Annotated in this window: 17 protein-coding genes; 2 read left to right on the top strand and 15 right to left on the bottom strand. The window is 63.4% G+C overall.

Annotated features, from left to right (window positions below):
* Positions 1–78 precede the first annotated feature (78 nt).
* Positions 79–705: a glutathione S-transferase gene (locus ABE456_RS14445; protein ID WP_346644521.1), complete on the bottom strand. Its 627-nt coding sequence runs from the start codon at positions 703–705 to the stop codon at positions 79–81.
* 240 nt (positions 706–945) lie between these two features.
* Positions 946–1,503 (bottom strand): proline racemase family protein, encoded by a 558-nt coding sequence (locus ABE456_RS14440; protein ID WP_346644520.1) that lies wholly within the window; start codon positions 1,501–1,503, stop codon positions 946–948.
* Between the two features lie 291 nt (positions 1,504–1,794).
* Here ABE456_RS14440 and ABE456_RS14435 point away from each other — a divergent pair, with 291 nt between their 5' ends.
* On the top strand, positions 1,795–2,112 hold the full coding sequence (locus tag ABE456_RS14435) for a DUF2388 domain-containing protein (RefSeq protein ID WP_346644519.1): 318 nt from the start codon (positions 1,795–1,797) through the stop codon (positions 2,110–2,112).
* A gap of 114 nt (positions 2,113–2,226) precedes the next feature.
* Here the strand turns inward: ABE456_RS14435 and cydB are convergent, their stop codons facing one another.
* Genes cydB through ABE456_RS14415 form a run of 4 tightly spaced genes read right to left on the bottom strand, consistent with a single transcriptional unit; the run spans position 2,227 to position 7,148 of the window.
* Positions 2,227–3,234, bottom strand: a complete 1,008-nt coding sequence (gene cydB, locus ABE456_RS14430) for a cytochrome d ubiquinol oxidase subunit II (protein ID WP_346644518.1) — start codon at positions 3,232–3,234, stop codon at positions 2,227–2,229.
* A gap of 14 nt (positions 3,235–3,248) precedes the next feature.
* Complete coding sequence (locus tag ABE456_RS14425; protein ID WP_346644517.1) at positions 3,249–4,670, bottom strand: cytochrome ubiquinol oxidase subunit I; 1,422 nt, start codon at positions 4,668–4,670, stop codon at positions 3,249–3,251.
* On the bottom strand, positions 4,658–5,149 hold the full coding sequence (locus ABE456_RS14420; protein WP_346644516.1) for a DUF934 domain-containing protein: 492 nt from the start codon (positions 5,147–5,149) through the stop codon (positions 4,658–4,660). The genes ABE456_RS14425 and ABE456_RS14420 overlap by 13 nt, the downstream gene beginning before the upstream one ends.
* On the bottom strand, positions 5,139–7,148 hold the full coding sequence (locus ABE456_RS14415) for a DUF2849 domain-containing protein (RefSeq protein WP_346644515.1): 2,010 nt from the start codon (positions 7,146–7,148) through the stop codon (positions 5,139–5,141). Before ABE456_RS14415 ends, ABE456_RS14420 begins: the two co-directional genes overlap by 11 nt.
* Positions 7,149–7,316: 168 nt before the next feature.
* Here ABE456_RS14415 and ABE456_RS14410 point away from each other — a divergent pair, with 168 nt between their 5' ends.
* Entirely contained in the window at positions 7,317–8,723 is a 1,407-nt protein-coding gene (locus ABE456_RS14410; protein WP_346644514.1) for a PLP-dependent aminotransferase family protein, read from the top strand.
* Between the two features lie 86 nt (positions 8,724–8,809).
* On the opposite strand, the gene ABE456_RS14405 is transcribed toward ABE456_RS14410, so the two are convergent.
* From ABE456_RS14405 to ABE456_RS14365, 9 genes are all read right to left on the bottom strand, one after another.
* Positions 8,810–9,538 carry a transporter substrate-binding domain-containing protein gene (locus tag ABE456_RS14405; protein ID WP_346644513.1) on the bottom strand — a complete coding sequence of 243 codons (729 nt, stop codon included), beginning with the start codon at positions 9,536–9,538 and terminating at the stop codon, positions 8,810–8,812.
* Positions 9,539–9,630: 92 nt separating this feature from the next.
* Positions 9,631–10,884: an OprD family porin gene (locus ABE456_RS14400; RefSeq protein WP_346644512.1), complete on the bottom strand. Its 1,254-nt coding sequence runs from the start codon at positions 10,882–10,884 to the stop codon at positions 9,631–9,633.
* Between the two features lie 133 nt (positions 10,885–11,017).
* The gene (locus ABE456_RS14395; protein WP_346644511.1) at positions 11,018–12,334 is read right to left on the bottom strand and encodes an MFS transporter; all 1,317 of its coding nucleotides are present in this window, start codon (positions 12,332–12,334) and stop codon (positions 11,018–11,020) included.
* Positions 12,335–12,397: 63 nt separating this feature from the next.
* Positions 12,398–13,450, bottom strand: coding sequence for a lactonase family protein (locus ABE456_RS14390; protein WP_346644510.1), 1,053 nt, complete (start codon positions 13,448–13,450; stop codon positions 12,398–12,400).
* Positions 13,451–13,556: 106 nt separating this feature from the next.
* Entirely contained in the window at positions 13,557–16,229 is a 2,673-nt protein-coding gene (gene acnA, locus ABE456_RS14385) for an aconitate hydratase AcnA (RefSeq protein WP_346644509.1), read from the bottom strand.
* A gap of 149 nt (positions 16,230–16,378) precedes the next feature.
* Complete coding sequence (locus tag ABE456_RS14380) at positions 16,379–17,266, bottom strand: LysR family transcriptional regulator (protein WP_346644508.1); 888 nt, start codon at positions 17,264–17,266, stop codon at positions 16,379–16,381.
* 64 nt (positions 17,267–17,330) lie between these two features.
* Positions 17,331–18,662 carry a CitMHS family transporter gene (locus ABE456_RS14375; protein WP_346644507.1) on the bottom strand — a complete coding sequence of 444 codons (1,332 nt, stop codon included), beginning with the start codon at positions 18,660–18,662 and terminating at the stop codon, positions 17,331–17,333.
* Between the two features lie 92 nt (positions 18,663–18,754).
* A complete protein-coding gene (phbB, locus tag ABE456_RS14370) occupies positions 18,755–19,498 on the bottom strand; it encodes an acetoacetyl-CoA reductase (protein WP_346644506.1) in 744 nt (247 codons plus the stop codon).
* Positions 19,499–19,805: 307 nt separating this feature from the next.
* Positions 19,806–20,468, bottom strand: a complete 663-nt coding sequence (locus tag ABE456_RS14365; RefSeq protein WP_346644505.1) for an aspartate/glutamate racemase family protein — start codon at positions 20,466–20,468, stop codon at positions 19,806–19,808.
* Positions 20,469–20,545: the final 77 nt, after the last annotated feature.

Below are 20,545 nucleotides of genomic sequence, written 5' to 3'. Positions count from 1 at the left end.
GCCAGCTGGGCAAATATTGCAGAATATTTCGAATTTTTTGAGCGTAGTCATGCCGCTGCGCTTGTCACCGACCGGTCATCAGAATGGCTTACGCGGCATCAACTCATAAGGGTGCTTCCAGCCCGCCAGCACCTGGATCCGCGCCTTCCATGCTTCGATATGGATGAACTCCGCCAACGGGATACCGGTGTCTTCGGGCATGAACACATACCCCGCCAACGACAGGTCAGCAATGGTCAGCCGCCCGCCCACCATGAACGGCGTTCTCGCCAGGTGCGCGTCAACAATGCGGTACGCCGCCGTGGCGCGCTCGCGCAGGAACCGGGTCACATCGGTTTCGCCTGTATTCTTCAGGCAGTACAGAAAACGCAGCGCCGCGTAGTAACTGGTGAACTTGTGGTTGTCGAACAACATCCAGCGCCAGATTTCGCGCTTTTCGTCCTCGTCGCGGGGGCCGAACTGCCCGGTTTGCTCCGCAAGGTACTCCAGGATCAGTGCCGACTGAGTGAGGGATTTACCGGCGTGTTCCAGCACCGGCACTTCTCCCTGCTCGTTGACCTCGTCGCGCCAGGCTTGCTCGCGGGTCTGGCCATTGAAGAAATCGACAAACACCGGCTGCCAGTCCTGGCCGGTGAGCTCAAGCATCAGGGCGGCCTTGTAGGCGTTACCGGATTCGGCGAAGCAATGCAGCTTGTAGTCAGGCATGGGCGGACCTTCAATTTCCTTTGAATGATCGTGTCAAGGCCATTCGCGGGTAAACCCGCTTCTACAGGTCATGCACAAGCCTGAAGGCAGGTGCTGTACCTGTGGGAGCTGGCTTGCCGGCGATAGGCCATCAGCCCGAGCAAATCACGCCCAGCCGGCTGCAGTCAATTCATACTCAGGCGATCTGGAACCCATGCGCCAGTGGATCACGGTCATCCACAACAATGGTGTTGTACCCGATCACCCGCGCCCACCCCGCCGCACCGCCGGGTAGTCACCCACGCGTGTCAGCTCCTCGGCCCGGCAGTTGAACGTGGTGCCGGTGATACTCTCGTGCACAAAGGTCTCGCCCACCTGCAACCGCCCCCGCGCCACCAGCTGTGCCACCCGTGCCGACGAACCGGTACCGCATGGCGAGCGATCAATTGCCTTGTCGCCGTAGAACACCGCATTGCGCGCCGACGCCCCGGGCGCCTTGGGCTTGTCACACCACATCACATGCTTTACCCCGCGAATGCGCTCGTCCTCCGGGTGCACCGGGTGCAACACCTTCTGCGCGGCCTCACGCACCAGGTGGCTCATGCGCACCAGGTCATCGGCCTTCAGGCCATCGAGGCCGGCGTAGTTCTGCTGTGGCTCGACGATGATGTAGTAGTTGCCGCCGTATGACAGGTCCACGGTCAGCGTGCCAATCTGCGGTACCTCAAGCACGATGTCGCGCTCATGCAGGTAGCTGTTGACGTTGAACAACCGCACCTCTTCAACGAAGGCACCATTGCGCTTGTACTCGATTTCCACCCGGCCAGCCGGCGTCTCCAGCGCCAGACGCCCCTTCGGGCTTGTTCATGTGGTATAGCAAAGCGATCTGTGCCGGCTCTACCGACACCGGTACGCGGACGTCGGGCTTACGGGATGCCCAACAGCAGCGACACACCGGTCATGGCCCTTGTGGGGCCTTATGTCGCGATTGGGCCGCAAAGCGACCCCCGACAATCTTCAGGACAAGTAAGGGAACTACCACCACATCCGCGCTTTCTTAAGGACTGAGTGGTTTATTTCCTTGAGCTACAAGCTACTGGAGAACACGACATGCGCCATCTACTCCTCGCCCCTGCGCTGCTGCTCCTGCTGCCTGCCGGTGCAGCCCTGGCCGACGTCGATGCGGGCGACGTCGCCACCTCGGCCGGTATCTCCGCCTCGCTTTATTCGACCTTCAAGGATGACAAACGGATCATCCCAGCGCGTGACGAACTCTCTGCCTTCGTCGCCAGTGGTGGTGCAATCCGTGGCGCCTATGTGGAGTCGGCGTTGGCACAAGCCCGCAAGGACCACCCTGGCCTGCAGGCCAATGATGAAGAACTGGCCCGGGCTATCCTGTCCCAGGCCGACCCTGTGGCCGACCATTGAGGTAGGCCTGCACCGGCCCTGTCGCCGGCAAGCCAGCGCCTGAATGTGCAGGCGCTGGCTTGCCCGCGCAGCAGGCGACACGTTGCATTGCACCCTGCACTTGTCAGCCCGGCCTCAATGGTACGCTTCGCCGTCCTTGACCTTGCCGCGGAACACGTAATACGACCACGCCGAGTACCCCAGGATGAACGGGATGATCAGCAATGCCCCAACCAACGCGAAGCCCAGGCTCTGAGGTGGCGCTGCGGCCTCCCAGATGGTCAGGCTGGGTGGCAGCACGTACGGCCAGATGCTGATCACCAAACCGGTATAGCCCAGGAACACCAGCACCAACGACCAGACAAAGGGCCCTGCATGCGGCGCCCCGCGCAATGATTTCAGGATCGCCCAGGTGGCCACCAGCACCAACACCGGTACCGGCAGGAAGAACCAGAAATTCGGCAGGCTGAACCAGCGGTCGAAAATTGCCGGGTGAGTCAGCGGTGTCCAGATGCTGACAATCAGCATCATCGCCACCGTCGCCAGGGTGATGGGTGAACACGCGCGAATGATGCTGGCCTGCAGCCGGCCCTCGGTCTTCAACACCAGCCAGGTGGCGCCCAGCAATGCATACGCCACCACCACACCGACCCCGCAGAACACGTTGAACGGCGTCAGCCAGCTCATCAGGCCATCGGTGGCCACACCATCGACAATCGAATGGCCCTCGATGAACGCCCCCAGGATCACGCCCTGAAAGAACGCTGCCGCGTAAGAACCGCCAATGAACGCCCGGTCCCAGAACGGCTTGTGTGCATCATCGGCCTTGAAGCGGAACTCGAACGACACACCGCGCCAGATCAGCCCGGCCAGCAGGCCCAGGGCGGGGATGTACAGCGCGCTGAGCAAAATGGCGTACACCTTGGGGAATGCCGCCATCAACCCTGCCCCACCCAGCACCAGCCAGGTTTCGTTGCCATCCCACACTGGCGCCACGGTGTTGACCATGGTGTCGCGGTGGTCGCGGTCGCTGATGAACGGGAACAGAATGCCGATGCCCAGGTCGAAACCGTCCATGATGACGTACATCATCACGCCAAAGCCGATGATCAAAAACCAGATCAGCGGAAGATCAATACCCATGACAGCGTCTCCGGTCAGTCAGTGTAATTCGGCGAATGGGGGTACAGCGGGTCGTCCACCGCCGACAATGGGCGGGCCGGCCGCTGGTTGGCGGTCACTGGCTGCTGGTGGTCGTCGTGCGTCTCCGGCCCCTTGCCCACCAGGCGCAGCATGTACACGACGCCAGTACCGAACACCCCCAGGTACATCACCACCAGCACCACCAGGCCCACCGACAGGGTCAGCGCCGAGTGGTCCGACACCGCGTCCTTGGTGCGCATCAGCCCGTACACCACCCAGGGCTGGCGGCCGATTTCGGTGACGTACCAGCCAGCCAGCAAGGCCACCAGGCCCGAAGGCCCCATCCACAGGGAAAACCGCGCCAGTGCCCGGGACTCGTAAAGCCGCCCGCGCCAGCGCAGCCAGGCGCCGTACAGGCCAAGCACGACCATCAGCAACCCCAGGCCGACCATGACCCGGAAGCACCAGAACAGGATCGCCGCATTGGGCCGGTCCTCTTTCGGGAAGTCCTTCAAGGCGGGTATCTGCCCGTGCAGGCTGTGGGTCAGGATCAGGCTGGCCAGGTTGGGGATCTCGACCTTGTAGTGGGTGGTTTCCGCTTCCATGTCCGGGATGCCGAACAGAATCAACGGTACGCCCTGCCCTGGCGTGTTGCTCCAGTGGCCCTCTACTGCAGCGATTTTCGCCGGCTGGTACTTGAGCGTGTTCAAGCCGTGCATGTCACCAATCAGCACCTGCAGCGGTGCGGTGAACAGCAGCATCCACAGCGCCATCGAGAACATCCGCCGCACCGCAGGGGTGCGGTTTCCGCGCATCAGGTGCCACGCCGCCGAGGCGCCAACGAACAGTGCGGTCGACAGCATTGCGGCAGTTACCATGTGCGCCAGGCGGTATGGGAACGACGGGTTGAAGATGATGGCGAACCAGTCCACCGGCACCACCACGCCATTGATCACTTCATGCCCCTGCGGTGTTTGCATCCAGCTGTTCGAGGCGAGGATCCAGGTGGCGGAAATCATCGTGCCCACGGCCACCATCACCGTGGCGAAGAAGTGCAGGCCACGGCCGACCTTGTGCCAACCGAACAACATCACGCCGAGGAAGCCCGCTTCCAGGAAGAAGGCCGTCAGTACCTCGTAAGTCAGCAACGGGCCAGTGATGCTGCCGGCGAACTGCGAGTAGAAGCTCCAGTTGGTGCCGAACTGGTAGGCCATGACCAGCCCCGAGACCACGCCCATGGCGAAGTTGACGGCGAAGATCTTCGACCAGAAGTGGTACAGGTCGAGGTAGGCATTGTCCTTTTTCCACAACCACAGGCCTTCCAGTACCGCCAGGAATGCCGCCAGGCCAATGGTGATGGCGGGGAAGATGATGTGAAAGGTAATGGTGAAACCGAACTGTATACGAGCCAGCTCCAAGGCTGTCAGGCTGAACATGGCGATGCCTCGCTGCATTGGGAAAGACGTTGCAGCAGGGTGCGCGGCCGCGCCTGCCGATGAGCCGCCGCGGCGTCCTGCCAGCGCTGCGCCGGCACGCTGGCCGCAACCAGTACGCTGGTGAAGCCGCACTGCAGCAACATGGCAAACTGGTCGGGCAGCAACGGCCCGGCGGCGCGTAGATCGCCACTGAAACCATGGCGCTCGCGCAGCAGCCTGGCGAGGGTGAAGCCGCGGCCATCACGAGACTTGGCGAACTCGACCACGATCAAGCCCAGGTGGCCGAGCAACGGCAGCACCTGCGCCGGGTCCTGGTCGGCGGCCAGCCACAAACCTTCGGCTGGCATGCCGAAGCGCATGTGGTAGTCATCCCACTGCTGCGGCTGCAGCACTGTATGGGCGGCGTAGGTTGGCAGCTCTTCGCTGCCCAGGTAGCGCCAGGTATCGACCTGAACCAGGCCATCACGGTCAACGAGCATCACGCAGCACCTCCTTGAACGGTTCGATGCCCACGCGGCGGTAGGTATCGAGAAAGCGCTCGCCGTCCTCGCGCAATTGCAGGTAGATAGCAATGATCGCCTCGACGATGTCGGGCACCTCCTCGAACGGCACCGAGCGGCCGAGGATGCTGCCGACCGCGGCATCTTCTTCGGCACTGCCGCCAAGGGTGATCTGGTAGTTTTCGTGGCCAGCCTTGTCCAGGCCGAGGATGCCGATATGCGCCACATGGTGGTGGGCACAGGCATTGATACAGCCGGAGACATTGAGCTTGAGCTCGCCGATGTCCTGTTGTTGGGCAGCATCGAAACGCAAGGCGATGCGCTGGGCGACCGGCACCGAACGGGCGGTGGCCAGGCTGCAGTAGTCCATCCCCGGGCAGGCGATGGAGTCGGACAACAAGCCGATGTTGCTGGTCGCCAGCCCGGCCCGGCACAACGCCTGCCACACGCGGTGCAGGTCGCCCAGGCGGATGTGCGGCAGCACCAGGTTCTGCTCGTGGGAGACGCGAATCTCGTTCAGCGAGTAGGCCTCGGCCAGGTCGGCCAGGGTGAGCATTTCTTCGGCGCTGATGTCACCGGGGATGCCACCCGGCGGTTTCAACGAGATCACCGCGCTGATATAGCCGCGCTTCTTGTGCGGGTGGGTATTGGTGCGCACCCAGCTGGCGAATGCATTGTCGTCCGCCCGCGCGCGCAGGAAGCTGTCACACAGCCCGGGCAATACCTCGAAGGCTGGCTGCACGAAGCGGGCGTGTATGCCCTGGACGATGGCCGGTTCCAGGTATTGGTGGTCGGCCGGCAGGCTGGCGAACTCCTGCTCGATCATTTCGATGAAGCGCCCGGGTTTGAGCTCGCGCACCAGGATCTTGATGCGCGCCTTGTACAGGTTGTCGCGCCGCCCCAGGGCGTTGTACACCCGCAGGATAGCCTCGACATAACGCAGCAGTTCGCGCTCTGGCAACCATTCGCGCACACGGGTGCCGACGATCGGGGTACGCCCCAGGCCGCCACCGGCATATACCTGGAAGCCCACCTCGCCCTGCACATTGCGCTGCGCCAGGATGCCGATGTCATGGAAACGTACCGCCGCGCGGTCCTTGGGGCTGCCGGTGATGGCGATCTTGAACTTGCGCGGCAGGTAGGTGAATTCTGGGTGGTCGGTGGACCACTGGCGAAGGATCTCGGCGTGTACCCGCGGGTCGAGCACTTCGTCCTCGGCGGCCCCGGCAAAATGGTCGGTGGTGACGTTGCGGATGCAGTTGCCGCTGGTCTGGATGCAATGCAGGTCGGCATCGGCCAGCACTGACAGGATCTCTGGGGTATCAGCCAGGCGCGGCCAGTTGAACTGGATATTCTGCCGCGTGGTGAGGTGGCCGTAGCCTTTGTCATAGGTGCGGGCCACGTAGGCCAGCTGGCGCAGTTGCACCGCGCTCAAGGTGCCATAGGGGATGGCCACACGCAGCATGTAGCCGTGCAACTGCAGGTACAGGCCGTTCATCAACCGGTAGACCTTGAACGCCTCTTCATCCAGCTCGCCACTCAGGCGGCGGGCAACCTGCTGCTCGAACTGGCGGGCGCGGTCCTTGAGATACTCACGCTCGAACGGGTCGTAGCGGTACACCCCTGCCTGCCCCGCCTCCACGGGTAGCAATGGGCGCGTAGGCTGGCCGCCCTGTGCTGGCATGCCTGCCGCCTGCTTGCCGAGGTCGCTGCGTACCGAGGGGCCACGCGAGCGCAGCCGTTCACGCAGGCTTTTCGGCTCTGGCACGCCATCGACCAGCCAGGCTTCGCAAGGCGTTGGCGCAACTACCAGGTTAGCCAGTACCGCCGCTTCGGCGGCGAGGGTTGCCGACACCAAGGCCTGCGCATTGAAGGTACCGGCCTGTTGCAGCGTCTCCACCCACTCATGCCCGGCATCAAGCCAGACGACAGCACCATCGTCGAGACGATTGGCACAGATCAAATGACAGTCATTCATCGAACATCTCCATGACTGGCAGCCCGGAAGCGCTTATCGTTGCAACCCTGCCGCGCCGTTCCGGTGCACATCAATAAAACCATACACTTTCCATATTGTATGGATTTGTTAACAACCGTATGTCATGATATTCCTATGCGTATGGACTGACAACCGGGAGGAATAGTCATGCCTCTTGCCGACGCATCAAGAGAAGCCGCTCAAATACGCTGGACAAGGCCTTTCAAGCCAAAGGCAGGCCCAAGATACATACAGATTGCAGACATGCTCGCAGAATCCATACAATCTGGAGTTCTGCTGGACGGCGAGCAGATTCCGCCGCAGCGAGTGCTTGCCGCCCACCTGGGCGTCGACCTGACCACGGTGACCCGCGCTTACGCCGAAGCCCGCAACCGCGGCCTGATTGCCTCCTACAGTGGCCGCGGCTCGTTCATCCTGGGTGCCAGCGACGCGCCCAGCCTGGCCGGCGTCGACCTGACCATGAACATTCCGCCGCAACCGGCCAATGGCTCCATGGCCCAGCTGGTGAGCGCCGGGCTTGGGCAGGTACTACAACGCAACCGCATCGAAGCGCTGTCGCTTTACCAGGACGAACCGGCCACCCGCTCGCTGCTGCAAGCCGGCCAGGGCTGGCTGAAACCGGCACTGGGAGACCTGGACAGCAGTGGCCTGGCTCTATGCTCGGGGTCGCAGGCGGCCATCTTTGCCATCCTCAGCGCCCATGCCCGCGCGGGTGACGCCATCCTCTGCGACCCGCTGACCTACCCCGGTGCGTTGTTGGCAGCCCAGCAGCTGGGGCTGCGCGTCGTCGCGGTGGCCGGTGACGCAGACGGCATGCGCCCCGATCACCTGGAGCAGGCCTGCCAGGAAAGCGGCGCGCGCCTGCTGTACCTCAACCCCACCTTCCACAACCCAACGGCACATACCATGCCCGTGGCCCGGCGCCAGGCGATTGCCGAGGTGCTGCTCAAGCACGGCATCACACTGATCGAGGATGATCCTTACCGCTACCTGCTCGACGACGCGCCCACGCCCATTACCTGCCTGACCGGGGGCAGCAACACGTACTACCTGGCGTCATTGTCCAAGTGCCTGTGGCCAAGCCTGCGCACCGCTTTCGTGCTGCCGCCGCGTGGTGATGACGGGCATGGCCTGCTGACGGGCCTACGGGCAGCGAGCATGGGCTGCTCGGCCCTGCTGCTGGCGCTGGTCGAGCAGTGGATCCGCAGTGGTATCGCCAGGGAGCTGACCCAGGAGATCCAGCGCGAAGCCCGCGCCCGCCAGCACCTGGCGCGCACGTTGCTGAGCCATCAGTTTCAGGCGCACCCCACCGGGCTGCACCTGTGGTTACCACTGCCGGCGCACTGGCACCAGGAGCGGTTTACCCACGCCCTGGATGACATGGGCGTAAGCGTGGCCGGGGCGGATTCGTTCAGCGTGGCGCCACAGGGGCCGGATGCCGTGCGTATCTCGCTGGGCGGGGCGCCGGACCAGGCCGTGCTGGGGCAGGCGCTGCGCAAGGTGGAGGGGTTGTTGAAAGAAGACCGCCGGCGTGGGGGGCGGGCTTTTGTGTGAGCACCTGTTGAACAGGTGCTGGGGGATCGCGTTCCCTCTGTAGGAGCGGCCTTGTGTCGCGATGGGGCGCAAAGCGCCCCCCGAATTCAACGCGGTGCGCTGACGTCGGTTTGCCCGGTAGCCAGCAACGCCCCGCGAACAAAACCACTGCGCAACTGCCGCTCGACAAATTCACGCACATACGCCGCCGCCTGCTCACGCCCACGCGGCACCGCCATGGCCTGGCGTATGGCGGTGAAGGCACCGTCCAGCACGCGATAACGCGGGTCGGCATCGGCCACTTTCTGCAACGGCTGTCGCACACCGGCCGCCGCGTCCAGGCCTTGCTCGATGAACAGGTCGACAGCTCCAGCCGACGTATCGGCGCGTACCAGCTCGGCGTGTTCAAGGGTGCGGCTGAGGTACAGGTCGTAGGCAGCTCCCTTGCCCACGGCCAGGCGCAGGCCGCCACGGTCAAGCTGTTCGACCTGCTGGAACGGCGCGTCGCGGCTGACCAGGTAGGTGCCTTCGATCAGTACGTAGGGCTCACTGAAGGCGATCTGTGCTTCGCGCACCGGCTCGATGGCGAGGAAGGCCAGGTTCCAGGCACCCTCCTCCAGCGCGGCGAACACCTTGCCGGCGGCGTCGAAAGTGCGCATCTGCAGGGTGACGCACAGTTCTTCGGCCAGGGCCTTGGCCAGGGCGACCGATACCCCTTGGGGTTCGCCATCCGGACCGCGCTGGGCGAGCACCGGGTTGCCGAGGTTGATGGCGACCGGGAGGATGCCGTTGGGGGCGAGTTCGGCCAGGAGTTCTGGGGTGATTGCGATGGACATTGAGTTCTCCGTTGTCTGGGCGGGCCTCTTCGCGGGTAAACCCGCTCCCACAGGGACCACACTGTGGGAGTGGGCATGCCCGCGAATGGGGCTTACCAGATAGGCAAGGTGTAAGTCACGATCAGGCGGTTTTCGTCGGCTCCCCGAGCGAAGCTGGAGCGGTAGGCCGCATTACGCCAGCGCAGGCCAACGTTCTTCAAGGGCCCGGCCTGGATCACGTAGGCGATGTCGGTGTTGCGCTCCCATTCACGCCCCTCCTGCGCCGAGGTCGCCGCATCAGCATGGTCGCCTTTGACGTAGCGGGTCATGAAGCTCAGCCCCGGGATACCCAGCGCTGCGAAATCATAGTCGTAACGCAGCTGCCACGAACGCTCACCCGGCTCGGCAAAATCGTTGATCTGGATGTAGTTGGTCAGGTACGGGTCGGTACCATTGAGGAATGGCATCGAAGTATCGCCATTCATCTTCTGCAAGCCCAAGCCAAAGGCATGGCCGCCCAGGCTGTAGGTGAACATGCCACTCAGCGCCCCGCTGTCGATCATACCCCCGCGGGCCTTGCCGGCATCGTCACTGAGCATGTAGCGCAGGTCGCTCTTGAGCTTGCCTGGGCCTAGGCTCCACACATGATTGAGGCCGAAGAAGCTCTGCCGGTACACGTCCTGCAGTTCGGCGTACTGGTAGCTGATGCCCAATTGCTTGCTGATGGCGTAGTCAGCGCCGCCAATCCAGTAATCATCCCCTTCCACGGCCCCGGCGAAGCGCCGGTTCTTGTTGTTCAAGGTGATCTTGGTGGCGTTGGTCGAATCGCGGTCAGTCATGCGGTTGAAGCGCGCACCGGTGAAGGTCAGGCCATCGATCTCCTTGACTGTCAGCAAGCCGCCCTCGAAGGTTTGCGGCAGAATACGGCCGGTGTTGGCTTGCACGGTCGGCAGTTTCGGGATCAGCGTGCCGTACCTGAACTCACTGGCAGACACCTTGACCTTGGCCGTCAGGCCCAGACGGCTGAATTCGTCGGCGGCGCGGCCATCGTCGTGCACCGGCAGCAGGCCGGAGCCGGCGCGGTCGGGGCTGGAATCGAGTTTGAGGCCGAGCATGCCCAGGGCGTCCAGGCCGAAACCAATGGTGCCTGGGGTGTAGCCGGAGCGCAGGTCGAGCAGGAAGCCCTGGGCCCACTCCTCGCGCTTGGACTGGCCGGCACCGTCGCGAAAATCTCGGTTGAAGTAGTAGTTCTGCAGCGTCAGGTTGGCCTTGCTGTCTTCGATGAAGCCTTCGGCGCTGACGGTACTGACCGCAAGGCAGGGTGACAGGGTTAGCAGGGTACGCAGGATGTTCTTGTTGTTGTGCATCTGGCGGGTCCGTTTTTTGGCTGTGAATGCTGGGGCCGCTGCGCGGCCCTATCGCGACGCAAGGCCGCTCCCACAGGTTCTGTGTTGTTTTTTTTTGGGGGGGCAGTAAAGGGCTGCGCAGCAGCCCAGGGGACTAATGGGCGGATGCAGTCATTGGCTGCCCCGGTTCCTTGTTGGCAACCCGCATCAACAAGGTCATCAGGAACGCCAGCAGCAACAAGGCGCTGAGGAACAGCAACCCGGTCGCCGCACTGCCGGTCTCGCCCTTGACCACGCCAATCAGCGATGGCCCGGCAAAGCCGCCGAGGTTGCCGATGGAGTTGATCACGGCAATCGACACCGCAGCGGTGGCGCGGTCGAGGAACAGCGTGGGCAGCGCCCAGAACGGCGACTTGAAGCTGTACAGGCCGGTCAGCGCCACACAGATCATCGCCATCGATGCCACCGGGCTCGGCAGCATGGCCGCGCCCATCAGGCCCAGGGCTGCCACCGCCAGCGGGATGGCCGAGTGCAGCTTGCGCTCGTTGCGCCGGTCGGAGCTGCGCGACCACACCACCATCAGGATGGTTGCGACAATGTACGGCAGCATGGCAATCAGGCCGATCTGGGTGTGGGTCAGGCTGCTGGAGAAGCCCTTGATGATCTGCGGCATCCAGTAGCCGACACCCAGGCTGCCGCACTGGTACACGAAGTAGATGAACGCCAGGTACAGCACCTTGGGGTTGACCATGGTCTTGAACACGCTCAGGCGCTTCACGTTCTTACGGCTCTGGCGGTCGCGCTCAAGCTCGGCGAGCAGCCAGTCCTTCTCTGCCTGGGTCAGCCACTTGGCCTGCTCGGGCTTGTCGGTCAGGAACAGGAAGCAGGCCACGCCGAGGAACACCGCCGGCACGCCTTCAAGAAACAGCATCCAGCGCCAGCCGCTCCAGTCCAGCCACTTGATGTTGTCCATGATCCAGGTGGAAAGCGGCGCACCGATGATATAACTGACCGGGATCGCTGCGGTGAACAGCGCCACGGTGGTGGCCAGCTCCTTGGAGCGGAACCAGTAAGTCAAGTAGACGATCACCCCCGGGAAGAACCCAGCCTCGGCGACACCCAGGAAGAAGCGCAGCACATACAGCTGGTTGGCAGTCTGGGCGAAGGCGGTAGCGGCGGCGATGGCGCCCCAGGTCACCAAGATGCGGGCGATCCATACGCGCGCCCCGTACTTGTTGAGCATGACGTTGCTCGGCACTTCGAACAGGAAGTAGCCGATGAAGAAGATGCCCGAGATGAAGCCGAAGGCTTCACTGGTCAGGGCCAGTTCCTTGTTCATTTCCAGGGCTGCGTAGCCGATATTGGCGCGGTCCAGGTACGAGACAATGTAAAGCAGGAACATGAAAGGGATGATGCGCAGGGTGACCTTGCGGACCGTGGCCTGTTCATCGACAGTCTTGTTGTTGTTCATGGCAACCTCACTGTGGGGCAAGCCAGGGCCCGCCCCTTTTCATTGTTATATGTGCAGCCCGGTTCAGGCAGAAAAAACCATGCAGACCGGACTGCCGGTCGAAACCGCAAAGCCCGTCTTGCTCAAGCGTCCGTGCTGCGCATCGACTGCCAGGGCAACGATGCTGTCGCTGTCTTCATTGAGGGCGAAGACGAAGCGCTGGTTGGGGGTAAGGGCGAAAAAGCGTGGTGTGCTGCCGCCGCTCGGTGCCACATCGACCAGCGTCAGCAGGCCGCTGTGCCGGTCGATGGCGAATACCGCGATGCTGTCGTAGCCACGGTTGGAGGCGTAGAGAAAACGCCCGCTGCGGTCCACTTCAATTTCCGAGGCGCGGCTGTTGCCGGTGTAAGTCGAGGGCAGTGACGACAACACCTGCAGCGGTTGCAGCACACCGCTCTCGGCATCGAAGCGGTAGCTGGTGACGGTAGAATCCAGTTCGTTGATGGCAAAGGCATACGGCGCATTGGGGTGCAGTGCGATATGCCGTGGCCCGGCGCCTTCGCGGCAGGCCACGAAGGGTTGCTCAGCCGGGCACAATTTGCCGTTGTCGAAGCGGAAGCTGAACACCCGGTCCAGGCCTTTGTCCGGCACCAGCACGAACTGGCCCGAGGCATCGAACGGGTTGAAATGCGGCTTGGCGAAAGGCTGCTCGACCCGGTGCGGCCCGACCGGGCCTTCCAGTTGCAACAGCTGGCTGACCGCACCCAGGCGGCCATCGGCTTGCACCTCCAGCACCGCCAGGGTGCCGCTGATATGGTTGGACACCACCATATGGCGCTCGCTCGGGTCCAGTGCCAGGTGTACCGGGTTACGCCCTTCGCAGCTGACGGTATTGAGCAGGGTCAGGCTACCATCGCTGCGCTCGACGCTGAACGCGCTGACTTCGCTGCGGTCGCCATGCACGCTGTACAGGCGATCACCGGCACGGTTGAGGGCCAGGAACGACGGATTGACTAGGTCGCCGACCACCTGCACGCGCTCCAGGGTGCCCGCCTGCTGGTCCAACTGATAGACCGTGATGCCGTCACCCCGGGCGTTGCGCTCGCGAGTGGTGCGCGAACCGACATAGGCAAACATTGGGTAGATCTCCCGTAAGTGGATGGGCACTGGCCGTTCTGGCGGCAGCAGTGCCCCGCACGATGGCCATCACGGCCACCGCCTTGAGTCATTCCGATGTGCGGGGTCAGCTGCGGGTGCGCTTGACCACTTTGCGAATCACGTAGGGCAGCACCCCACCGTTAACCAGGTAGCGGATTTCCTGCAGCGAATCGATGCGGGCGATCAGCTCGGCCTCATCGCGGCGGCCATCCTTGCGCTGTACCAGCAGGCGGATGCGGTTCTCGCCTACGGTCAACTCGTCCAGGCCAATGAAGTCAAAGCGCTCGCTGCCGTCCAGTTGCAGGTCATCCACGCTCTGGCCATCCTTGAACAGCAGCGGCAGCACGCCCATGCCGATCAGGTTGCTGCGGTGGATGCGTTCGATGCTGCGCGCCACCACCGCGCGCACGCCCAGCAAGGCTTGGGCCTTGGCCGCCCAGTCGCGGCTGGAGCCGGCGCCGTAGTTGATCCCGGCGAACACCACCATCGGCGTACCGGCGTAGCTCTGTGCCGCGTCGTACAGCGGCAGGCACTGGCTGTGGTCGGCGTTCCAGGCCCAGGCTCCAGGGCCTGGCTGTTGTTCGCCGAGCAGGCGGTTGCGCACCGATTTGTTGGTGAACGCACCGCGCAGCATCACTTCGTGGTTGCTGCGGCGGGTGGAGTACTGGTTGAGGTCCTGCGGGTCCTCGCCGCGCGCCAGCAGCCATTCACCGGCCTGGCTGTTGGCAGGGATCGCGCCAGCAGGGGAAATATGGTCAGTGGTGACGTTGTCGCCCAGCACCATCAACGGCCGTGCGCCCTGGATCGCCAGGCTGGCCTTCGCTTCGGCCTGAATGTCAGCCAGGTACTGCGGGCGGCGCAGGTAGGTCGAGCGCGCGTCCCAAGGAAATTGCACGCTGCCCTCGGCCGACAGGGCCTGCCAATGGTGGGTACCATCCCACACGGTGGCCAGGCGCTGCTGGAAGAACTCCGGCTTGACTACTTGGGCTGCCAGTGCGGCGACGTCTTCATCGCTGGGCATCAGCTCATGCAGGTGCACCGGGTTGCCGGCGCTGTCGTACCCGAGTGCTTCGCAGGTAAGGTCGATCTCGACAGTACCGGCGATGGCAAAGGCCACGCAAAGGGCCGGTGACGCCAGGTAGCCAGCAGGCACCTTGGGGTTCACCCGGCCTTCGAAGTTGCGGTTGCCCGACAGCACCACCACACCTTTCAGGCCCTGGTCGGCAAAGGCTTCGACATGCTCTTCGAGCTTGCCGGAGTTGCCGATGCAGGTCATGCAGCCAAAGCCAGCCAAGTCGAAGCCCAGCGCGGAGAAGTCCTGCAGCAGGTCGGCCTCGGCCAAGTAGTCGGCCACCACCTGGGAGCCCGGCGACAGCGAGGTCTTGACCCAGGGTTTACGCTGCAGGCCCAGGCGGCGGGCGTTACGCGCCAGCAGGCCGGCCTGGATCATCTGCGCCGGGTTGGCGGTATTGGTGCAACTGGTGATCGCCGAGATCACCACGGCACCATGGCTGATTGGTGTACCAAAGGATGGCTCGAAGAACTGTTCGGCCTTGGGCCCGGCAATCAGGTTGCCGCCACCCAGCACCTGCTCCTGAAACGAGGCACCCGAACGCGACAGCGGCTGGCGTTGGTGCGGCTGGTACGGGCCGGCGACGCTGGGCTCGATGCTGGCCAGGTCCAATTCGATCAGCTCATCGAACTGTGGCTCTGGCAGGTCGTCGCGCCGGTGCAGGTTTTGCGCATGCATGTAGCTGGCGGCTTGCAGGCACAGCTCCGGCGAACGGCCGGTGAGCTTGAGGTAGTCCAGGGTCTGGTCGTCAAACGGGAAGAACACCACGGTGGCGCCATATTCCGGTGCCATGTTCGACACCGTGCCGCGCGCCGCCCAGCTCAGCGTTGTCAGGCCGGGGCCGGTGAACTCGACGAACTTGCCTACCACCGAGCGCTGGCGCAGGATCTCAGCCACATGCAGCGACAGGTCGGTGGCGGTCACGCCGGGGCGCAACGCATTGGTAACGCGAAAACCGATCACCTGCGGGAAGTTGATCGGCACCGGCTCGCCGACCATCGCCGCCTGCCCCTCCAGGCCGCCGACACCCCAGCCCAGCACGCCGATGGCGTTGATCATCGGCGTGTGGCTATCGGTGGCGACCATGTCGTCCGGGTGCAACAGGCGCTGGCCGTCTTCGGTGCGGCTTTCCCACACCACCTTGGCCAGGGCTTCCATGTTCATCTGGTGAATGATGCCGGTGCCTGGTGGGATCACGCCAAAGTTGTCCAGGCTCTTTTGCGCCCACTTGATGAAGCGATAGCGCTCGCTGTTGCGGCGGAAGTCGATGTCCAGGTTCTGCTCGACCGCTTCCGGCTCGGCATAACGCTCTACGATTACCGAGTGGTCGATAGTAAGCACCGCCGGGATCTGCGGGTTCATCGCCGCCGGGTCGCCACCCAACTCGGCCACCACGTCACGCATGCCGGCAAAGTCGGCCAGCGCCGGCAGGCAGGTGGTGTCATGGAACATCAGGCGATTGGGCTGGAACGGCACTTCGCAATCCGGGCCCTGGCCCAGGGCGCGGGCCAGCACCGGCTGCAGCGCCTGCGGCGTGCAGCGGGCGACGTTCTCCAGCAGGATACGGATGGAAAACGGCAGGCGTTGCAGCTGGCTGGGGTTCAGCAGCTTCTTCAGGTCGACATAGGCAAATTGCGCCTGGTCGATCTCCAGGGTGCTCATCAGGTCGCGGGCAGTCTCGGTCATGCTCGTATCGCTCGGTTTCTTGTCGTGTGCACAGGGCGCATTGGGTACTCGGCGCTGTGGATGAGCCGATGGTAAAAGCAGCCTGGGCGGATGAAAATTGATCAATTACCACAGCAGCGTTCGCCAAGCGCGAACGCTCGCCAAGGGCCCTACTCCGCCAACTTCAGGTGGTCGACAAAGGTCTTGAGGGTGGCCGAGGCCCCCTCGAACTTGCGCAGCGCCAGCAGCAGCGTGCGCTGCGCCCAGGGCTCGTCGAGGGTCACCGCCTTGAGCTTGTGGCTACGCAGGTACTGGTCGATGACACTACGCGGCAGCACGGCCACCCCGAGCCCGTTCGACACCATGCGGCACATGCAGTCGAAGCTGCTGATGCGGATGCGCAGCTTCAGCGCCTTGCCCAGCCGTTCGGCTTCGCTGGTAAGCAAGGTGTGCACCGAGCTTTCCAGGTGCGGGCCGACCATCTCGTGCTCCAGCACCTCTGCAAAGCGCACCCGCTGACGGGCCGCCAGGGCATGCCCGGCGGGCACCACCAGGGTCAGTTCGTCGTGTCGGTAAGGGAAGGTTTCCAGCCCCTGCGCCGGGGTTTGCGCGGCGATGATGCCCAGGTCCGCGCGCCCGTCAGCAACCGCGCGGACCACCGCCGAGCCCACCCGCTCCTCGATGTCGAACTTGATCGCCGGGTACAACTGGGCAAAGCCGGCCAGGTCCTGTGGCAGAAACTGCGACAGCGCCGAAGTGATGGCATGGATGCGAATATGGCCCTTGACCCCGCTGGCATAGCCGCTCAGTTCAGTGTCCAGCTGGGCCATGGTCTGCTTGAGCTGGCGGGCGTAGAACAGTAGCGACTGGCCGGCCGGTGTCAGCTCCACGCCGCGAGCATTGCGCACCAGCAATGGCGAGCCGATCTGCGCCTCCAGCTCGGTGATGCGCTTGCTGATGGCCGACACCGCCATATGCTTGATGCGGCTGGCGCGGGTGAGGTTGCGCTCCTGGGCCACGGTGATGAACAGGTCCAGGCTGGTAAGGTCGTAACGCACGGCAAAGTCCTGAAAGGCAAAAGCCGGGGCAGTTTGTGCCCACCCCGGTGTTGAACGGCGCGGGTCAGCCAGCGCTCCATGGGAACAGGCCAAAGCCCATGGCCACGAACATGATCAGCATGCACAGCGCGAACGCCCATTTCAGCGTGTACTTCTGGTGGTCACTGAACTCTACCCCAGCCAGGCCACACAACAAGTAGGTTGAAGCCACCAGCGGGCTGAGCAGGTGGATAGGCTGGCCGACCAACGAGGCGCGGCCAATCTCGGCATGGGTGATGCCATACACCTCGGCGGCCTTGGCCAGCACCGGCAGTACCCCATAGTAGAAGGCGTCGTTGGACATGAAGAAGGTGCCCGGGATGCTCGCCAGCGCCGTGATCGGTGCCATGTATGGGCCCCAACTGGCCGGCAGCATGTCGAGGAAGCTCTTGGACATGGCATCGACCATGCCAGTACCCGAGAGGATGCCTGCGAGGATGCCGGCGGCGAGGAAGATGGCGATCTGGTTCAGCGCCGTCGGCGCGTGAGCGGAAATGCGCCGACGCTGGTCTTGCATATGCGGGTAGTTGATCACCAGGGCAATCGAGAATGCGACCATGAACAGGATCGCCAGCGGCAGGATTTCCAGCACCAGGCCGGTCATCAGGGCGATGGTCAGGCCGGCATTCAGCCAGAACAGCTTGGGCCGGCGCAGTTCGGCGTTTTCTTCCGACAGCGACGGCGTGGCCTCATTATCAGCATCGTCGAACACCGTGGCGGCCGCGCCCAGCGACTGCGGCAGGCGGCCCAGGCGCTGGCGTTCACGGGTGCCGATGAACCAGGCCAGCAGCAATACGCCCAGGAAGCTGATGATCAGCGTCGGGATCAGCGGCAGGAACAGTTCGGCGGTTTCCACCTGCAGCGAGGCGGCGGCACGGGCCAGTGGCCCACCCCAGGGCAGCAGGTTGGTAACGCTGGCGGCGAGGATTACCACACAGGTCAGCGCCAGCGGGTCCAGGCGCATGCGCTTAAACAGCGGCAACATGGCCGTGGCGGTGATCATGTAGGTGGTCGAGCCATCGCCGTCGAGCGACACCAGCCCCGCCAGCAGCGCGGCGAACACCACCGCTTTCATCGGGTCACCGCCGATCAGCTGGATGAACTTCTTGATGATTGGGTCGAACAAGCCGGTGTCGAACATCACCCCGAAATAGAGAATGGCGAACATCACCATGATCGCTGTGGGTGCGACCTTGCGCAGCCCGTCGATCATCATGTCGCCCATATCTGGCCCGAAGCCTGCGAACAACGCGAACAGGATCGGTACCGTGGTCATCGCCACCAGCGGCGACAGGCGCTTGGTCATGATCAGTGCCATGAAGGTCACGATCATGCCGTATCCGAGAAATGACAGCATTTGTATCACCTTGACTTGAAATACAATTGTTTTTATGGGTCAGCGCCAAACAGGCGCATCAAGGTAGAGCGGCAGGCGTTCGGCCTGTGCCGTCAGCTCATGTGCAGGCCGCCATTGAGCGAGAAATCCGCCCCGTTTGCATAGCCCGATTCGTCGGATGCCAGCCAGGCGCAGATGGCGGCGATCTCGTCCGGGGTGCCCAGGCGGCGTGCGGGGATGTCCTGGATGATGCGGTCCATCACCGAGGCACTGGTGACAGAGCGCAGTTTGGGTGTGGTGATGAAGCCCGGCGACACGGTATTGACCGTCACCCCGCGCGCGCCCACTTCACGGGCCAGCGCACGGGTGAAGCCACGGATGGCAGACTTGGCTGTGGAATAGTTGACCTGGCCGACTTGGCCGATCTGGGCGTTGACCGAGGAGATGTTGATTACCCGGCCCCAGCCACGCGCAACCATGTCGTCGATCACCTGGCGGGTGACGTTGAACAGGGAATTGAGGTTGGTATCGATGACCGTGCTCCAGTCACCCGGTTGCATATCGCGGAATACCACGTTGATGGCGGTGCCGGCGTTGTTCACCAAGACATCCACCGGGCCGACCTCACGCTTGATGCGGGCAAAGGCCTCCTGGCACGACGCCCAGTCGGCGACATTGCCTTCCGAGGCGATGAAGTCGAAGCCGCGCTGTTTCTGCTCGGCCAGCCAGGCGTCCTTGTGCGGCGATGCAGGGCCACAGCCGACCACGACGGTGAAACCGTCCCGGGCCAGGCGCTGGCAGATGGCAGTGCCAAGGCCGCCCATTCCCGCCGTGACATAGGCGATACGTTTGCTCATGGGTGTACTCCGTTTTGTTTTTGTGGGGAGCATTACTGGCCACCGGTGGCGGCGGTTGCACATTACTTAACGCGAAGTCAGATTGTTTTGCAAGGCGATACAGTACAATTTATTTTGCAAACCATGCCAAAAACAAACTGCATATTAGAATTCAAATAGACAAATATATCGAAAACATCGACCTACCCAGTGGCAGCGGGTTCACCCGCGAACACCGGCGCAGCCGGCGCCATGCACCGCGTCGCACTCTTCGCGGGGTGAACCCGCTCCCACAGGGAACCCGGTATGCTTACGAACGCCGCAACTGTCAGCCCTCCAGAAGCCTGCGCAGCATCAGCACCGCACTGTCCGGGGTGGTCAGCACCGGCCTGCCGCTGGCATAGCGCGCACCTTCCGCCGCCGAGGTCATGGAGAACTGGGCAAAGCACAGCACATCGCAGGCCTCGATCTGCCCGGCCAGGTCGGCAATCAGCCGGTCATGCCCGGCCGCATCGCCCTGGTGCAAGGCTTCCAGCGCCTGCGGGCAGGCCGCCGATACCAGGCGAATCTGCACACCCCGCGCCTCAGCCGCCTTGGCGAACTCCTCGCTCATCGAGCCGATGCTCGGCTCGAACGTGGCAAGGATGCCTATCGTGCGGCCTAGCCCCAACGCCTCTTCGATCATCGCCTCGTTGGGCTTGAGCACCGGAATGTCCAGCTCGCGACGGCTCAGTTCGATGGCCTCGCCGAACGCCGAGCAGGTGAACAGCACCGCATGCGCGCCAGCATCGCGGGCGTAGCGGGCCAGTGCGCAGAAGCGCCGCTTGAGGCCGTCGGTCAACTCCCCTGCACTGCGCAGATCGCGGGCCAATGAGTCTTCCAGCAGGTTGCACAGTTCGGCCTCGGGCCACAGCCGGGCGAAGGTTTCGTTTATCGGCGCAATGGCCACAGGCGTGGCGTGGATGAGAAAAATGCGTTTGGTGCTGGTCATGCGTACTCCAGAGGTGCAAACATTGTTGACGGCAAGCCAGGCTTGCCAGGGATGATGTTTCCGGCCGGGGGTTGCCC

The sequence above is a fragment of the Pseudomonas sp. TWI929 genome (assembly GCF_039673335.1).
In the GTDB taxonomy this organism is placed as follows: domain Bacteria; phylum Pseudomonadota; class Gammaproteobacteria; order Pseudomonadales; family Pseudomonadaceae; genus Aquipseudomonas.
The sequence above is the reverse complement of the archived record's forward strand: the minus strand, read 5'-3'. Positions and strand labels throughout refer to the sequence as shown.

What these genes read in the sequence shown, in the direction of transcription:
- ABE456_RS14445 (WP_346644521.1), bottom strand. Translation starts at nt 705, where the DNA reads ATGCCTGACTACAAGCTGCATTGCTTCGCCGAATCCGGTAACGCCTAC.
- ABE456_RS14435 (WP_346644519.1), top strand. Translation starts at nt 1,795, where the DNA reads ATGCGCCATCTACTCCTCGCCCCTGCGCTGCTGCTCCTGCTGCCTGCC.
- cydB (WP_346644518.1), bottom strand. Translation starts at nt 3,234, where the DNA reads ATGGGTATTGATCTTCCGCTGATCTGGTTTTTGATCATCGGCTTTGGC.
- ABE456_RS14425 (WP_346644517.1), bottom strand. Translation starts at nt 4,670, where the DNA reads ATGTTCAGCCTGACAGCCTTGGAGCTGGCTCGTATACAGTTCGGTTTC.
- ABE456_RS14420 (WP_346644516.1), bottom strand. Translation starts at nt 5,149, where the DNA reads ATGCTCGTTGACCGTGATGGCCTGGTTCAGGTCGATACCTGGCGCTAC.
- ABE456_RS14415 (WP_346644515.1), bottom strand. Translation starts at nt 7,148, where the DNA reads ATGAATGACTGTCATTTGATCTGTGCCAATCGTCTCGACGATGGTGCT.
- ABE456_RS14410 (WP_346644514.1), top strand. Translation starts at nt 7,317, where the DNA reads ATGCCTCTTGCCGACGCATCAAGAGAAGCCGCTCAAATACGCTGGACA.
- ABE456_RS14405 (WP_346644513.1), bottom strand. Translation starts at nt 9,538, where the DNA reads ATGTCCATCGCAATCACCCCAGAACTCCTGGCCGAACTCGCCCCCAAC.
- ABE456_RS14400 (WP_346644512.1), bottom strand. Translation starts at nt 10,884, where the DNA reads ATGCACAACAACAAGAACATCCTGCGTACCCTGCTAACCCTGTCACCC.
- ABE456_RS14395 (WP_346644511.1), bottom strand. Translation starts at nt 12,334, where the DNA reads ATGAACAACAACAAGACTGTCGATGAACAGGCCACGGTCCGCAAGGTC.
- ABE456_RS14390 (WP_346644510.1), bottom strand. Translation starts at nt 13,450, where the DNA reads ATGTTTGCCTATGTCGGTTCGCGCACCACTCGCGAGCGCAACGCCCGG.
- acnA (WP_346644509.1), bottom strand. Translation starts at nt 16,229, where the DNA reads ATGACCGAGACTGCCCGCGACCTGATGAGCACCCTGGAGATCGACCAG.
- ABE456_RS14375 (WP_346644507.1), bottom strand. Translation starts at nt 18,662, where the DNA reads ATGCTGTCATTTCTCGGATACGGCATGATCGTGACCTTCATGGCACTG.
- phbB (WP_346644506.1), bottom strand. Translation starts at nt 19,498, where the DNA reads ATGAGCAAACGTATCGCCTATGTCACGGCGGGAATGGGCGGCCTTGGC.
- ABE456_RS14365 (WP_346644505.1), bottom strand. Translation starts at nt 20,468, where the DNA reads ATGACCAGCACCAAACGCATTTTTCTCATCCACGCCACGCCTGTGGCC.